The sequence below is a fragment of the Chryseobacterium phosphatilyticum genome (assembly GCF_002899825.2).
Classification (GTDB): Bacteria; Bacteroidota; Bacteroidia; order Flavobacteriales; family Weeksellaceae; genus Chryseobacterium; species Chryseobacterium phosphatilyticum.
Genome location: NZ_PPED02000004.1, coordinates 205,400 through 222,217 on the forward strand (window position 1 = coordinate 205,400; position 16,818 = coordinate 222,217).

17 protein-coding genes are annotated in these 16,818 nt (G+C 34.8%); 13 read left to right on the forward strand and 4 right to left on the reverse strand.

The window, feature by feature from the left end; all coding sequences use genetic code 11:
• The 13 genes from C1631_RS16650 (at position 1) to C1631_RS16710 (ending at position 12,411) form a co-directional block, all read left to right on the forward strand.
• Entirely contained in the window at positions 1 to 600 is a 600-nt protein-coding gene (locus C1631_RS16650) for an acyltransferase (protein ID WP_103248370.1), read from the forward strand.
• Positions 593 to 1,780, forward strand: coding sequence for a glycosyltransferase family 4 protein (locus C1631_RS16655; protein WP_103248371.1), 1,188 nt, complete (start codon positions 593 to 595; stop codon positions 1,778 to 1,780). The genes C1631_RS16650 and C1631_RS16655 overlap by 8 nt, the downstream gene beginning before the upstream one ends.
• 4 nt (positions 1,781 to 1,784) lie before the next feature.
• Positions 1,785 to 2,654, forward strand: a complete 870-nt coding sequence (locus C1631_RS16660) for a glycosyltransferase (protein WP_109713470.1) — start codon at positions 1,785 to 1,787, stop codon at positions 2,652 to 2,654.
• Between the two features lie 27 nt (positions 2,655 to 2,681).
• Entirely contained in the window at positions 2,682 to 3,350 is a 669-nt protein-coding gene (locus C1631_RS16665) for an NAD-dependent epimerase/dehydratase family protein (protein ID WP_103247461.1), read from the forward strand.
• 1 nt (position 3,351) lies between these two features.
• A complete protein-coding gene (locus C1631_RS16670; protein WP_103247460.1) occupies positions 3,352 to 4,278 on the forward strand; it encodes a glycosyltransferase family 2 protein in 927 nt (308 codons plus the stop codon).
• A gap of 35 nt (positions 4,279 to 4,313) precedes the next feature.
• A complete protein-coding gene (locus C1631_RS16675; protein WP_103247459.1) occupies positions 4,314 to 4,631 on the forward strand; it encodes a hypothetical protein in 318 nt (105 codons plus the stop codon).
• Between the two features lie 3 nt (positions 4,632 to 4,634).
• A complete protein-coding gene (locus tag C1631_RS16680; RefSeq protein WP_103247458.1) occupies positions 4,635 to 5,558 on the forward strand; it encodes a glycosyltransferase family 2 protein in 924 nt (307 codons plus the stop codon).
• A gap of 29 nt (positions 5,559 to 5,587) precedes the next feature.
• A complete protein-coding gene (locus tag C1631_RS16685) occupies positions 5,588 to 6,511 on the forward strand; it encodes a glycosyltransferase family 2 protein (protein WP_103247457.1) in 924 nt (307 codons plus the stop codon).
• Positions 6,512 to 6,558: 47 nt separating this feature from the next.
• A complete protein-coding gene (gene asnB / locus C1631_RS16690; RefSeq protein ID WP_109713472.1) occupies positions 6,559 to 8,355 on the forward strand; it encodes an asparagine synthase (glutamine-hydrolyzing) in 1,797 nt (598 codons plus the stop codon).
• Positions 8,355 to 9,293: a glycosyltransferase family 2 protein gene (locus C1631_RS16695; protein WP_103247456.1), complete on the forward strand. Its 939-nt coding sequence runs from the start codon at positions 8,355 to 8,357 to the stop codon at positions 9,291 to 9,293. Before asnB ends, C1631_RS16695 begins: the two co-directional genes overlap by 1 nt.
• Positions 9,290 to 10,285 carry an acyltransferase family protein gene (locus tag C1631_RS16700; RefSeq protein WP_103247455.1) on the forward strand — a complete coding sequence of 332 codons (996 nt, stop codon included), beginning with the start codon at positions 9,290 to 9,292 and terminating at the stop codon, positions 10,283 to 10,285. The genes C1631_RS16695 and C1631_RS16700 overlap by 4 nt, the downstream gene beginning before the upstream one ends.
• A gap of 137 nt (positions 10,286 to 10,422) precedes the next feature.
• The gene (locus C1631_RS16705) at positions 10,423 to 11,364 is read left to right on the forward strand and encodes a glycosyltransferase family 2 protein (protein WP_103247462.1); all 942 of its coding nucleotides are present in this window, start codon (positions 10,423 to 10,425) and stop codon (positions 11,362 to 11,364) included.
• Between the two features lie 105 nt (positions 11,365 to 11,469).
• Positions 11,470 to 12,411, forward strand: coding sequence for a glycosyltransferase family 2 protein (locus C1631_RS16710; protein WP_109713474.1), 942 nt, complete (start codon positions 11,470 to 11,472; stop codon positions 12,409 to 12,411).
• Here C1631_RS16710 and C1631_RS16715 read toward each other — a convergent pair.
• The 4 genes from C1631_RS16715 to C1631_RS16730 all read right to left on the reverse strand — a co-directional run bounded on the left by C1631_RS16715 (position 12,403) and on the right by C1631_RS16730 (position 16,794).
• On the reverse strand, positions 12,403 to 13,326 hold the full coding sequence (locus tag C1631_RS16715; protein WP_228441291.1) for an SGNH/GDSL hydrolase family protein: 924 nt from the start codon (positions 13,324 to 13,326) through the stop codon (positions 12,403 to 12,405). The two genes, C1631_RS16710 and C1631_RS16715, sit on opposite strands and share 9 nt — an antisense overlap.
• A gap of 1 nt (position 13,327) precedes the next feature.
• Positions 13,328 to 14,761: an MBOAT family O-acyltransferase gene (locus C1631_RS16720; protein ID WP_109713476.1), complete on the reverse strand. Its 1,434-nt coding sequence runs from the start codon at positions 14,759 to 14,761 to the stop codon at positions 13,328 to 13,330.
• Between the two features lie 136 nt (positions 14,762 to 14,897).
• Positions 14,898 to 15,920, reverse strand: a complete 1,023-nt coding sequence (locus tag C1631_RS16725; RefSeq protein WP_103247451.1) for an acyltransferase family protein — start codon at positions 15,918 to 15,920, stop codon at positions 14,898 to 14,900.
• 103 nt (positions 15,921 to 16,023) lie between these two features.
• Positions 16,024 to 16,794 carry a class I SAM-dependent methyltransferase gene (locus C1631_RS16730; protein ID WP_103247450.1) on the reverse strand — a complete coding sequence of 257 codons (771 nt, stop codon included), beginning with the start codon at positions 16,792 to 16,794 and terminating at the stop codon, positions 16,024 to 16,026.
• Between the last annotated feature and the right edge of the window lie 24 nt (positions 16,795 to 16,818).

The following is a 16,818-nucleotide window of genomic DNA, read 5'->3' on the forward strand; positions in this document are numbered from 1 at the left end:
ATGTTCCAAAAAATAAAAAATTACATCAATAAAAAAATAACTTCTCTTATATTTGATCTTCAGAAACAAGAGAAACAGAAGATGTGGTGGCGTTTTACAGCATTACCTAATATTAATATTCATCATACTTTCGCACCTCAGGATGTACATATTTTTAAAGGAAATGAAGGTGAATTTGGAAATATTACGATTGGTGAAACCTTTTTTGTAAGGGACTATTGTCGTATTTCAGTTCTTCCGGGGGCAAATCTCATTATTGGAAACGGAGTTTTCTTTAACAATTACTCGTCTATAAACTGTATTGATACAATTACTATTGGAGACAACACAATATTTGGAGAAGGAGTAAAATTATACGATCATAATCACAAATATGGATTTAATCCTGATTTTTTTGTTGATAAGACAGCATTTAAAACAGGGGCAATAAAAATTGGAAAAAACTGCTGGGTTGGAAGCAATGCTGTTATATTAAAAGGTGTTGAGATCGGCGACAATTGTATCATTGGTGCAGGATGTGTAATACACAAGTCTATTCCATCAAATACTATTATGAAAAACAGTCAAAATTTAATATCAGAATCTTTGCAAAATGAGTGAAACAAAAAAAATATTATTAATATCCCATGAAGCATCCTTATCAGGAGCTCCAATTCTTGTTTTAAGTGTCTTGAAAAAACTTAGACAAGAAAGAAAAAACTACAAAATTGATGTCTTATTATTAAGGCCAGGTCAGCTGTATGAAGACTTTGCCAAACTTTCTGATAGTAAGATTATGGTTGCCAACTATTACAACCAGTCTTTACCTTTTGTAAACCGAAACTTCAAAAAAATCCAAAATGCTTTTTTTCCAAAAACAGAAAGCAGAGAAGAACAAATTGAAAAAATAACAGGGAGACTTCTTCAAAATAACTACGATCTTGTTTATGCAAACACTGCTGAAACATTAATCTGGACGATACCTTTTTATAAAAAGAACATTCCTACCGTTGTAGCAATCCATGAGCTTACTTTTGGGATTGAAAGTGCCTATTCACCGGATTTTATTGTAGAAAACATATCAAACGTTTCGATGATTATTGCAGGGTCTAATGCTGTAGCAAATAATCTTATCAATAGATACAAAGCAGATCCTAAAAAAGTAAAGGCTATCCATTCGTTTGTTGATGAAAAAATTGAGATTCAAAAAAATCAGATTCAAATAAAAAAAGAACTCAACATCCCGGAATCTGACATTATTATGGGAATAGCAAGTTCTCAGGAATTAAGAAAGGGAACAGATTTAGTTCCGCTTCTTGTCAAAAAAATTGCAGATAAAACAGATATTAATTTTAAGTTTATTAATCTTGGAGGTTCTTCAAGCATCGGTCCGGTAAAATGTTCAAAATTAGATGCTGAGAAGTTGGGGGTTTTGGATAAAATCATTTATGTGGATCACAACAAGTTTCCCAATGATTATATAAATATATTTGATATTTTTCTACTCTTATCCAGAGAGGATCCATTTCCATTGGTGATGCTTACTGCCGCTAAGTTGAAGAAACCAATCGTTGCATTTGAAAATAGTGGGGGCGCTGTAGAATTTCTTGAAAACGGTTTCGGCGTTTTAGCGCCTTATCTTGACCTTGATATAATGGCTTCAGAAATAGTAAAACTTTTACAAAACAACGAATTAAGAGAAAATTATGGGTTGAAAATTCAGAACAGGCTGGAAAACGAATATTCTGAAGGCAAGCTTACATCCGAGATTTTCCAAATTATTGATGGTCTTATAAATTAATTAAATGATTTCGATTATTATTTCATCATACCTTCCCCATTACTTTTCTGCACTCGAGAAAAATATTGAAGAAACTATTGGTGTGCCTTATGAAATTATAAAAATTGACAATCCGGGATTAATGGGAATCTGTGAAGCTTATAACAAAGGTGCAGGAAAAGCTAATTTTGATTATTTGCTTTTTATCCATGAAGACATTTTATTCAAAAATGAAGATTGGGGAAATAAGCTCATCAATCATTTAAGTCAGAAAAACACTGGGATTATAGGACTAGCAGGATCATCTTATGTCCCTTCTGCGCCATCAAGCTGGACTGTTGCAGAGAAGTATAATTTTGTAAATATTTTACAGGGAAATAAAGAGGACACACAATATTTCCCAATTCAAACAACTAAGGAAAACAGAAATAAAGTTTTTGCCGTTGACGGAGTTTTTTTAGGAATTAAAAAAGAAAATTTTAATCAATTTAAATTCAACGAGGAACTATTGAAAGGCTTTCACGGCTACGATCTTGATTTTAGTTTAAGAGTTTCTAAAAAACATCAGAATTATGTAGTTGATGATATCCTGATTCAACATTTCTCTGGTGGAAAGCTGGATAAAAACTGGCTGGATGCCAATATCAAAGTAAGGGAAAGTATAGGATCTGATTTTCAAAAAGAAATAGATCCAGAAACTGAAAAGAAAATATTTTTAGGCTTTTTGTATAATTTTTTTGAATATTATCCTGTTAGTCAAAAAAACATATTTCTAACATTAAAATTTTATCCCAAAAAACTTAATTTTAATGATCATCGGGAAATCATAAAAAAATATTATAACTATATAAGGTACGCAAGAAGTATCAATAAAAAACAGAACACAAAGAATTAAAATTTATCTAAAATCGTTTAATAAAATATGATTATAGGAAACGGACTTATTGCGAACTCATTAACAGGAATTGATTCAAAGGATTATGTATTCTTTGCTTCGGGTGTTTCAAACTCTCTGGAAACCAAAGATTCCGAATTCGAAAGAGAGTTTTCTCTTCTAAAAACTACATATGAGCAACATAGAGAAAAAAAAATCATCTATTTTTCTACATTAAGTATTCATGACCAATCCAAACAAAATAGTCCTTATGTTATTTACAAGAAGAATATAGAGGAGTATATAAAGAATAATATTGATCATTATTTAATTTTAAGAATTGGAAATATTGTAGGAAACGGAGGAAATCCTAATACTTTATTCAATTTTCTTAAAAATCAGATTGCGCATTCAAACCAGTTTACTGTGCATACCAAAGCCCGAAGGTTATTGTTGGATATAGAGGATATTTCTAAATTTTTAGAATCTTATTGCCTGCATCTTCCTAATAAAGTGATCAATTTTTCTTTTCCTTATAATTTTGATTTAAAAGAAATTATCGGCGCTATTGAAAATGAAACCCATCAAAAAGCCTGTTATTCAGAGGTAAATGAAGGTGACTTCTACAAAGTCGATTTTGAAAAAGAAATTCACGCCTTTTTCTCAGGGATGAGTCCTGAAAAATATCTGGAAACGTTAACCCGAAAGTATATTTAAGATGACGACTATTCATGTGATTATTGTTACCTATAATGCCATGAAATGGGCAGAAAGATGTTTTTCAAGTTTAAGAACCTCTTCTGTTCCCGTACAATGTATAGTAGTAGATAACGGATCAACAGATGGCACTCAGGAATATATCAAAAAACACTTTCCCGAAGTCGATTTTATTCAATCCCCACAAAATCTGGGTTTTGGAAAAGCGAACAATGCCGGGATAGAAAAAGCTTATAAAGAAGGAGCAGATTTCTTCTACCTGATGAATCAGGACGCATGGATTTACCCGGACAGTTTCCGGAAACTATTGGATGTCTACGACGCATACCCCGATAAAAGCGAGCTTGGAATTTTAAGCCCAATACACATGGACGGTAGCGAGAAAAAGCTCGATATCTTTTTCGAACGGTATCTGGCAAGAAACACCCAGACCAACAGAATATTTTCAGACAGCTTTAATGGTACCCTGAAAGATTATTATGATATAGACTTTGTGAATGCCGCCCACTGGCTGCTTCCCAAAGCGACGATTGAAGAAATCGGGGGCTTTAATCCTTATTTTTTTCATTATTCTGAAGATTATGAATATGTACAGCGTATTTCATTTTTCAGGAAGAAAATCATTGTATGTCCGGCAAGCAAAGTGGTACATGACGGCAAACAGGATTTCCAGAAAACCAGTCATATTAATGCCCTGAGAGTACAAAGGGAACAACGATATCTGGATCCGGCACTTCCTTTCGACTCGAAAGTACTCAACAGAGATTTTATCCCTAAAATGATAAAGCAAGCTCTCAAACTGCAATTTTCTGCTGCTTCTGATACTTTGAAAGAATACCAGTATCAAAAGGCCAGATTTAATGAAATCATAAACTCCAGGTCCATCATTAAAAATAAAGGAACTGCTTTTCTCAATATATCGCAATAATTTCAATGATGAAATAGTAATCCAAATTTACACAAATGAACAAACTCCGTCTTATTAACAGTATAATACAAAAGGGTAATCTTAAAAGGTATCTTGAGATTGGCACCAACAGTGTTTGTGGTGTATACACTAAAAAACATCTACAAAATCCGGGTGTCTTTGTTTGTGACACAGATAATGGCCTCGGAATTGTTCAAAAAAAGTATAACTTACCCATAAATGTGGAGCTGGACACCTGTTTTTTCAGAAAGTTTATTCCTTATACCTATCAGGATCTTAAAAATAATCCTCAGGAATTAATAAATTTGAAACCTCAGGATATCGTTCCCTCTATTAACAGATTTCATTACTAACCAATGAAGCCAGAAATATCAGTCATCATGCTCACTTATAATCACGCGCCTTATCTCAAGGAGGCGATTGAAGGTGTGCTTTCCCAAAAAACAAACTTTCCGTTTGAACTGATCATTTGCAATGACAACTCGCCAGATGAATCTGATCGTGTTATTGCCGAATATGCTGCTCAGTATCCCGACATTATCCGATATTTTAATCATAAGACCAACATCGGATTTGTTGAAAACCAAAGATTTGCATTTGCACAGGCAAAAGGAAAATATGTAGCCTACTGTGAAGGTGATGACTACTGGACTGATCATGAAAAATTACAGTTTCAATATGATTTTCTTGAAAAAAACCGGGAATATGTTATGGTGACTGCCAGAAATTTACTGTTTCATCAGGATGAAAATACATTGACAGAGGACGGAAAAGATCATATGTTTCAAGGAAAGGAGTATATTGATTATACACAGGACAGCTTTTTTGTACAGCGTCCTACCCAAACCTTTACTTATCTGATCAGAAAAGACTGTATTGATAGTAAATGGATAGATGTTTATCCCAATTACAGAGACCTGTATTATTTTTATCATGCCCTGGAATTTGGAAAAGGAAGAAGCTTTAATAAAATTGTAGGCGTCTACAGGCTTCACAGTGGAGGTGTTTTCAGCTCATTAGAGACTGAAAAGCAATACCGTACTTCTATTGATCTTTTTAAGAATATCAAACGAATCAATAGTGATAAAAGGGCAGATCAGCAAATTTTAAGTACACTGGATCAGCTTATCAACAAGTATTATTATGAAAAGGAGTTTGTTTCTCCCCTATTCAACGGAAAGCTCTACGCGACAATTTTTGAACGCCTTAGTATTTCCGGAAATACAGGTACAGCGATCAAACAACTGTTAAAAACGATAAAATATACTTTTACAAGATAATTTAACCCTATACAATTAAACTTTTTACAATGCCTGACGTTCATATTATTATTGTTACTTACAATGCCATGAAATGGGCTGAAAGATGCTTTACCAGCTTAAGAAAATCTTCAGTTCCGGTACAATGCATTGTGATTGATAATGGTTCTACTGACGGGACACAGGAATATATCAAAAATGAATTTCCTGAAGTGAGTTTTATCCAGTCTGAAAGCAATTTAGGATTCGGGAAAGCCAATAATATAGGAATTGAAAAAGCATATAAAAATGGCGCGGAATTCTTCTACCTGATGAATCAGGATGCCTGGCTCTACGAAGACAGCCTGGAAAAAATGCTTGATATCTATGCCCAGCATCCCGAAAAAGATGAAATTGGAATCATCAGCCCTTTTCATATAGATGGTTCAGAAAAATTTCTGGATATTTTTTTAGACCAGTATATTGCCAAAAACTATGAAAAGACAAGACTGATTTCGGACCTGTATTTTCAGACACTGAAACCTTATTATGAAATTCATTTCGTTAATGCTGCCCATTGGTTGCTTCCCAGAAAAACAATAGAAACCGTGGGTGGGTTTAATCCTTATTTTTTCCATTACGGAGAAGATGATGAGTATGTAAACCGTATTCATTTTCACCAAAAGAAAGTACTGCTTGTTCCGGGCAGTAAAGTCGTACATGATGGAGTACAATCTTTACACAAAATAGATTTTACAAAATTTGAAAATGTGCGGGTAGAAGTGAATGCCATGAACCCCAATTTACCCAATGGATTGAACCTGGAAAAGAAAGCACTTAAACAAAGCATGCTCAAAAATTTTCTGACGGGCAATTTCAGTCAATATAAACAGCTATCTAAAAAATACAAAAAAATTTCCCACGAAGGAGGAAGGTTGACCGATTTACGCAATCAACTGATTCAAACAGGCCCTACTTTCCTTAATCTATCGTAAATTAGCCTATACAAAATGAGAAAATTAATGATGAAAAATAAAAGCATATGTGCGGAATAGCAGGAATTATAAGTAACAACGCAAGAAATTATCAGGCGGAAATCAAAAAAATGACAGATTCCCTGATCCATCGTGGCCCTGATTCTTCAGACTTTGAATTCTATGACAATGCTGCATTAGGCCATCGCAGGCTTTCCATTATAGACCTTTCTGAAAATGGGAAACAGCCTATGTTCTCTAATACAAAAAATGAATGTATTGTCCTTAATGGAGAAATCTACGGATACCAGGACCTCAAAAGACAATATGCGGAATATCCTTATCACGGAGATTCAGATACGGAGGTTATTCTTGCCATGTATCAGAGAAAACAGGAAAACCTCATCCATGACCTTCCGGGAATGTTTGCTTTTGCCCTCTGGGATGATCGTAAACAGCAATTATTCTGCGCAAGAGATCGTTTTGGGGAAAAACCATTCTATTATGCCATAGGAAATAATAATGAGTTTATTTTTGCTTCAGAAATCAAAGCTATTCTGGCTTCCGGGTTAATCCGGCCGGCAGTAAACCCTGAAGCGATATCCAACTACCTTCAATATGGATATGTAAGTACTTATCAGAGTATTTACAGCAATATACATACTTTACCACCCGCCCACCAATTGATCTGGAAAGAAGGTAAAGTAAATGTCTCACGCTACTACAGTTTACCGGCAAAAGACAGGGTAATCAGTCTTTCCGATGCCAAAGAAGAATTTATGTATCTTCTGAAAAATGCCGTTAAAAAGCAACTTATTGCAGATGTGCAGGTAGGAAGCTTTCTCAGTGGCGGTTTAGATTCATCATCTGTGGTTGCTTTGGTGGATGAATTCTTACCTCATCAGACCACGATCAGTTTTGGCTATGACCACAAAGACAGTGAGCTCAAATATGCTAAAGAGATTGCCGATAAATACAAAACAAATCATATAGAAGTCCACGAGCAGAAAAAGGATCTGGCTGAATCATTATTACATGTTTCTCCTTTCTTTGACGAACCTTTTGCAGATACCTCTTACCTTCCTCATTATGAAATCTGTAAAAATGCAAGGAAAAATCTTACCGTAGCCCTTTCCGGAGATGTTGGAGATGAGCTATTCGGCGGATATCATTTTTATACCGTGGAAAATATGATGAAAAATCATTTCAGTTATAAAAATATTATTGCAAGGTTCGGGCTTAATCTTTATAAAAGAGCAAAAACGGTTTCTTTCGTTACCCAACAAAATTTAAAATATGATTCCATCCTTGATTTCCATTTGAATTCAGTGAGAAATGATTTCAATAAGGATGAACGTATGATGTTGGGATGTTCAACAAATTATCAGCAAGGTTACAGTTTTACCCCTGATCCCGATTCGTTAAACGACATTATGAGGGTTGATCTGGAGAATTATGTTCCCGGAAATATGATGGTAAAATCAGACAGAATGGCCATGGCCAACTCGTTAGAAGTAAGAACTCCTTTTCTGGATATTGATTTTGCAGAATTTTGCATTCAACTTCCGGATCAGCTTAAACTTACAAATGAAAACGATAAAATCATTCTTCGCGAATCTATGGGATCTTATTGGACAGATACAATCAGAGGCCGTCGAAAACAAGGTTTTGGAATCAGTGTTAAAAGCTGGTTTGAAGAAGACAATCTTATAAGACTTTCCAACGATCTGCTTAAAGATCCGAATCAAAAAGTTTTCGGTTATATTGATTTTGATGCTACGCAGAAATTTCTAAACAAAGATCATAAACACTGGAATTTGCTGCAACTTGCTCTTTGGGCTCATAATAATAAATCTGTACTATAATGCTTGATATTTCTGTCATCATCCCGGTATATAACGCTGCTGAGTTTTTAGAAAAATCAGTACAATCAGCTTTACAATTTGAAGAAGTTAAAGAAATTATTTTAGTTGAAGATAAATCCATTGATCAGTCACTGGAAATTTGCAAAAAATTAGCTGATGAAAACTCAAGGGTTCTTCTTTTTCAGCATCCGGATAAAGAAAATCATGGGGCAGCAGCTTCAAGAAATCTGGGGATTGAAAAGGCTACCGGGAATTTCATTACTTTTTTGGACGCAGATGATTACTACCTTCCCAATAGATTTGATGCCGAAAAAACACTATTAAACGATCCTAAAATAGATGGAGTATTTAGCGCTATAGGCATTGAGTATCTTACCGAAAAAGGGAAACTGGAATTCCAGTCTAAATTTAGTGACAGTACATTAACTACTGTACAATATCCAGCAGAAGGGAAAGAAGTATTCAGAGGACTTCTGGGGCTTACACCGAAAACTTTCGGTTCATTTTTTCACCTGAATGCATTAACGGTAAGAAAGTCTGCTCTTGAACAATCCAATTTGAGGTTTAATAATATTTTACGTGTACATCAGGATTCAGATTTTATTATTAAACTCTCCTATCATTGTCATTTAAAATCCGGTATCATAGATCAGGCAGTTGCGATGAGAGGAATACATGATGACAACAGGATAACAAAGATTGCAAGATACTCACCACAATACAACCAAAGACAACACCTTTTCTGGACTTCTTTATATGAATGGTCAAAACCTTTACCTTTGGAAAAAGATGTTTCCCGGCATATCTATTTACAGAAAAAGGCCTTTGAACTTTCAGAAAAAAAAGGAATTTCAAAGATGGTAGGCATATTGGTAGCCGCTCTTAAAAATTCTGATATCCTAAGGACCAAATACCGCTTTACGTATTCTCACTCATGAAGCTCAATAACCTTCAAATACTAAGAGGAATATCAGCATTATTGGTATGCTGCTTTCACTTCGCGGATTATATTAATTTCCAGAATCTTCGCCTTGGTGATATTTTATTCAGTAAAGGCAGTATTGGGGTTAATATTTTTTTTGTAATCAGTGGATTCATCATGGCTTTTACTACCCAAAAAAAAGACTTCAGTGTCAATACATTAAAAGAAATTATTTTATTCTTCAAAAGGAGGATTATAAGAATAATACCGTTATATTTTTTACTGACCTTTGCATGGATCATTCTTGGAAGATCTCTTATGAGTTACATGCACGGGGATGGATTAAACCGACTCATTCACTCTATTCTCTTCCTTCCACAAAAAAATACTTTTCCGGTATTATATCTTGGCTGGTCACTCAATTATGAAATGTTCTTCTATCTGATATTCGGAATTTCATTATTGTTCTACGCAAGAAGATATATATTCATTGTCGCCTTTTTTATTATCTCTTACATTGCGGGAGTCCTTAATCCGCCTGATAGCGCATACTTTCAAATGGTTACAAGCCCGTTAAATCTATATTTTGTAGTAGGAATATTATTTGCATTGCTACTGAGCAAGGTAACAATCCATAAGAAATGGGCTATTCTCATTTCTGCAACAGGAATTATCTCTTTCCTGCTGTTGTTATTCAATAGTATCCCTTCAGGTACTTTTATCAGTCTATTGATTGTCTCATTATTTGTATTTTCATTTTTGCTTTTTGATTATACTTTCCACTTCAAGGGAAATCGTTTTTTGGTCTTTTTAGGGGATATCTCCTACTCCTTATACCTTTCCCACCCTTTCGTTGAAATCCTTTTCAGAAGGTTTAAAGTTGACGGATACCTCAACATTCCCTATTTTATCCTAAAAATAATTGTTGTCATTGCACTGGCCGCATTCCTTTACCATTTTGTAGAAAAAAAGATAACGAAGTATTTAAAACTAAAAATGAAGGCATAAAATATATTAATGAATATTTCACAATAAAAGGAAATTTATAATTGTGAAACTAAAATTAAAAGCTTAAATTTCGTTTTTCAAAAGGTACTTAGTAAAACACAAAATAATTCTAATTTATTGACAAAGGAGAAATGGAAATGAGGATATCAGTAATTATTCCCGTGTATAATGCAGAGAAATTTATTTATCAGGCAGTTGAATCTGTTCTTCAATTCGATGAAGTAATTGAAATCATTCTGATTGAAGATAAATCACCGGATAACGCATTACAAATATGTCAGCAACTAGCTGAAAAGCATGATAGAGTAAAACTTTATCAACACCCGGATAAAGAAAATCACGGTGCTAGCTCAAGCAGAAACCTGGGAATAGAAAAAGCAACCGGAGATTTTGTAGCCTTTCTTGATGCAGACGATTATTTCCTGCCCAATCGATTTGATGCAGAAAGGGAATTGTTCAAAAATCCAAAGGTTGAAGGAGTGTACGGAGCTCTTGGTGTTCATTATTATTCTGAAAAAGCTAAACAACAATACTATCCGCTATATGGAGATCGCCTGACCACCGTTTATAAAAAGTATAAGGCAAAAGATGTTTTTCCTGGCCAGCTTCATATGCTGGGGAGTTTCGGTCTTTTCAGTATTGATACACTAACAATACGCAGAGAATCCTTAATGAAAAAAATGAAAACTTTGTTCAAAAGCCATTTGCGGCTTCATGAGGACACCGAATTTCTTTTCCGCCTGTCCTATTATCTTGATCTTTATCCCGGAAGCATAGACAAAGCCGTTGCCATGAGAGGGGTACATGAAAATAACAGGATCACTAAAGTAGATATGCGTGTAATTGACCCTGCCTTCTCAAGGGCACTGCTTTGGAAGGAAGTTGATCAGTGGTCACAAACTGAAAATGCAATTCCCAGGGAAACAAAAATACATATCAAAAGAATGCGCAGAAGTTTTGAAATTGCCAAAGCTCCCACATTAAAGAAATGGGGGATGATTGCCAAATATCTGGTTACAGATTATAAAAGCATCAGATCTGGTCTTTATAATATTAACTTCAGAGGCTCTTTAATATGATTATTACTTTATATTTAAAACAAAATTGATTCTTAAGCCACAAGTCTTTATATTTGATTATCTTGCGCTAAATTCACAAATGATCAAAAAGGACAATTAGTAAAAATGAAAATTTCAGTAATAATCCCTGTTTATAATGCCGAAAAATTCGTAACTCAAGCAGTAGAGTCTGCTCTTCAATTTGATGAAGTGCATGAAGTGATCCTGATTGAAGACCAATCTCCTGACAATGCTTTACAGATATGTGAGCAGCTTGTTGAAAAATACAACAGAGTAAAATTGTATCAGCATCCCGACAAAGGAAATCATGGAGCCGGCCCTACCCGAAATCTGGGAATAGAAAAATCTACAGGAGATTTCATTGCTTTTTTGGATGCAGATGATTACTATCTTCCCAACAGGTTTGATGCAGAAAAAGAATTATTTAAAAAATCTGAGGTAGAAGGAGTTTACGGCGCTCTGGGGGTTCATTATTATTCAGAGAAAGCAAGAGAACAATATTATCCCGTATTTGGAGATAAACTGACTACCGTTTACAAAAAACACAATCCAAAAGAGGTTTTTCCAGGTCAAATTTTTATGTTGGGAGCTTTTGGATTATTTAGTATTGATGCTTTAACAATAAGGAAAGATGCGCTGATTCAAAAAATGAATCCATTATTTAAATCCAGCTTAAGGCTTCATCAGGATACGGAATTTTTATTTCGCCTCTCCTTTTATCTTGATCTGCATCCGGGAATACTGGATAAGGCTGTGGCGATGAGAGGGGTACATGAAAACAACAGAATCACTATGGTAGATGCTAAAAAAATAAATCCTGCAACGACCAGAATTCTCTTATGGAAAGAAGTAGATGATTGGGCTAAAAATGAAAAAACAATTCCAGATCATATAAAACTTCATATCAACAGAATCTACAGAAGTTTCCAGATTGCCAATGCTCCGGCACCTAAAAAGTGGGGCATGATTCTAAAAAACCTTATATCAGACTATCAGAGTATACGTTCCGGAGTTTACAATATCAATTTTAGAAACAGTTTATTTTAGGGTCTTCCCTGCCCGAATAGAGTCTGCAAGTCTGGAAGTAAAAATCTTACCTGATTCTTTATACATATGGTTCCCGTCAGTATATCTGTAATCATCAGTATTATTGGAAAAATCAAAAAATTTCACATTCTGTTTGTGAGAAATATCCTGTAATAATTTATTAAAATGTGGATATTTTTTATTTTCAATAGCCATAATATTTCTGGAGGTAGGAATCCGGACAAGATAAACCGTTCCTTTGGTCCTCAGGTAATTAATGATCTCGTCAAAAGCTCTCAGACGGTCATTTGATAATTCAACCTGATTTGCAATTTTCTCATAAAATATAACCTTCTGCCTGGTTCTGGCCTGAACAGAATCCTGATTCATATCCACATTAATTTCCATCCACCCGTCTTCATGAAGGAATGAATTTGATTTCCCAACTGCAGCTTCCCTTTCGGTATAGATTTTAAACCAGCTTCTCGTATAATGCTTTAAAAGGTATTCATAATTCGGAGCCCGATCGTATGTGTATACGTCATTTAAAGGCGAATGATATTCCGGATATTCCTTGAAGTTCCTCACGTTTTTATCCAATGATAAACTCCATGGATTGACAGTCAAAATGAAAACTCCATCTTTAGTTTCAGGATCTAACTTCCTTTTTAACGCCGAAAAATACACCTGCCCGTATGGCGACTGAACAATATTCAAAGAAAAGTTATCAAATTCCCTGGAAAACTTATTTTTCAAAACTCCCGGCACCACACTCTGTGATCCTCTGGAATCCCCTAAAATAATATTCTGCGGTTTTTTGACCGCAAAATGCATATAATTGTCATCTGTATTTCCGTCAGCAAAGCTTCCCAATACAGCAAATATAATCGCTACTGCAATACAATAAGGTAGTATTTTTATTAAAAACTTTTTCATCCTAAAACTGAAAATAAATGAATTCATTATTCCCGAAGTTAGCGTAGCGGAGAATAATATAAATGATTACCACATAAAACGAACGTCTTATCCACGGGCTGAACCTCTTTATTTCCAGTCCGTGAAACTTCTCCCTATTGATCCATTCTACCAGAAGCATACATCCCACCAATGCTATTATTTTTACAGGCAATGGATGGGGTATAGTGAACAGATCCTTACTACAAATTCTTTTTATATATTCAAATGCCTGACTAACGGTGGCTGCCCTGAAAAAAACCCAGGCAATACAGGTCGCCATAAAAGTAATAAACATCTGAAGACTTTCCTTAAAAGATGGTAATAGTTTACCCTGTGCTGCAACTTCAAGATTCTGACGATTTTTATTGGTAAGCAAAAGTGGCATAAAATACAGAGCATTCAGCCCGCCCCAAATAATAAATGTCCAATTAGCACCATGCCAGAATCCGGAAACGAGGAAAATAATAAATGTATTCCTGATTTTCATGGGAAGCCCTCCTTTACTTCCCCCTAATGGAATGTAAAGATAATCTCTGAACCATGATGAAAGTGAAATATGCCATCTTCTCCAGAATTCTGCAATATCTCTTGAGAAGTACGGAAATGCAAAATTTTTAAGAAGCTCAATACCAAACAATCTGGAAACCCCTAAAGCAATATCCGAATACCCGGAAAAATCACCATAGATCTGAAAAGCAAACAATACGGCTCCAATCGCAAGAGTTCCCGGGCTTTCCGTCTGGTAATTAGTAAAGATTTCATTGACCAAAGGTGCACAGTTATCCGCAATCACCATTTTCTTGAAAAATCCCCAAAGAATCTGGCGCATCCCATCAGCAGCCTGCTCATAATTGAATACTCTCTTTTTTTGGATCTGAGGCAATAAGTGGGTTGCTCGTTCTATAGGACCAGCCACAAGCAAAGGAAAATAACTGACAAAAACAGCATAGTCTGTAAAATCCCGTTCTGCCTTAATTCTTTTTTTGTATACATCTATGACATAAGAAAGCCCATGAAATGTATAAAAGGAAATCCCCACCGGCAGAATAACTTTAAGAAGCCAGACATTCGCTTTGAATCCGAACCCGTTAAGAAGTTCTGCAAAACTTCCTACAAAGAAGTTGTAATATTTAAAAAATCCAAGAAAACCCAGATTGATCACAATACTTAAAGTAAGCCAGAATTTAGCTTCATTTTTATTTTTACTGTTCTCAATCTTAATCCCTGAAAAGTAATCCAGCCCAATTGAAAACATGAGTAAGAAAAGGAATCTCCAGTCCCAACAAGCATAGAAATAAAAACTTGCCAAAAGCAACAATCTATTCTGTTGTTGAAACTTTTTATTGAAAACAAACCAATAAAGACAGAATACGATCGGTAAAAAAATAAGAAATCCTATAGAATTAAATAACATATTGCCTTGTTAGAAGTTATTAATATGTAAACACTTCCCATAAGCAATGAAACTTTCTTTTCGATGCTATTTCTTTGGGAACAACGTTTATTTTCGATCATTTTGAGTGTTTTAAATTACACAAAAATAAATATTCTCAGCTAATTTTTATTTTTTTAAGATAATCTCTTGACGGCTTTTCAATAAACTGATAAAACAGCACTGAAGTCATGATAAGAATTACCATATAAATTGCAAACATGCTGTCAATATCAAGTTGATATTTTCTTAAAACCTCTCTCAAAATATATAAAACAGGAATATGGGTAATATACACTGCATAGCTTGCCTCTCCAAGGTATTCTAACGGTTTTAATGAAAATATTTTTGTCAGCACTCCGTTATTTCTTGATATTAAAACAATAAGCGGAATAAACAGCAGCGCCATTAATCCATTGTGATAGAAAAGAGGAAGAAAGACCAAAGACAACAGCACCAACCCGAAAATAATGATCACAGGGAGGTCATAGTTTTTTCGTTTATGATTTTTCATAAAAAACAATCCTGCCAGATTTCCAACTAAAAATTCATTAATATGCATCAGCGGAAAATAGTACAACAACTCATGGCTTTGTGTATGAGGCCCCTGATAATACGATGAATCTGCATACAGACTACAAAATACCTGCGTTACAATCCAGATAAGAATGGTAATGATCCAAATGCTTTTATTCCCCTTAGAATAAAAATAATTATACAGCCATGGAAAGATCAGGTAGAACAAAAACTCCACTGAAATAGACCAGCCAGGAAAATTAAGAACCATTGCTTCTCCCGGAACCCAGCTTTGCAATCCAAACAAATACAAAAATCCTTTATAAAAACTAAAGTTAGAATATTTCGTGACCAGATAAAGCAGAAGCCCCAGTACATAAAGAGGGTAGATCCTTGCAAATCTGTTTTTATAGTAATCCAGATACCCTATTTTTTCCTTCCTGTGATAGGCTATAATCATAATAAATCCGGAAAGAATAAAAAAGTAGCTTACACCAACATTAGCTTTCAGAAAGATATTTGAGATGTAGTCTATTTTGTATAGAAACATGTCTTTGTTGAAATGGGAAATGACAATTGCCATAGCCGCAAGAAACCGGGTAAATGTAATCTGTGGGATCTTCATAAAAACTGCTTAAACAGCGCTGTATTGTAAGTTTTATACAAACTTTTCTGCATCCGGAAACGTCTCACGATTTTTCAACAATTAACTGTAGCTATTCTAAAGACTATTTGATAAAAACACCAATATATTTTCCCTCATACTCTACTACAGTCGTATCAACCCTGTTCTTTTCACAAAAATCCTGATAAGCAGAATTATCACCAATATCATCACTGATGAAAACGCCTCCTTTCTTCAGGTGTTTATACAACTCATCATAAGCCCAGATTCTTCCATTATAACTTTTGTCTGAGTCATAATGCAAAACATCAAAAACAGCGTTTTCAGCAAATATTTTAGGCAATGATTCTTTATCTGCAAACCGGAAAAGTTTCCAATTGGTTCTTAATTGTTCAGGAACTACATAGCCTACATATTGATCACCATCTTGTGCCAGGTAAGGCATATCCGAACTGTATAATGTACCTTGTCTCTTCGTTAGAGACAAAAGAGAGGCAAGGGAAGACCATCCGTATGCTACTCCTGTTTCCACTACGTTTTGAGCATTGGTAAACTCACAGGCATAATACAATAATTCTAATGCTCCCGGACCTCCCATTTTTACAGGACAATCCTTTTCTTTCTGTGCAGCGTTAGCTAAAACTTCCTGATAATCTTTTCGAAAAGCATCCATTTCAAGCCCAAAAAGTTTTGAAATGGCTTCTTTCTGCGTTATTGCCCTTTCGGCAGCCCAGAAATGTGTTTTTTCTTTTCCTTTAAAAGCGTTACCTCTGTTGATCGTATTTTTAATAATTTTCCGGCCTAGCTCCGGATAAAGATCGGGTCTTTTTATATACCCTATAAATGTTTTGAGAACTCTTGCTATTTCACTCACTGTGTTGGCTTTAATAAGGCAAAA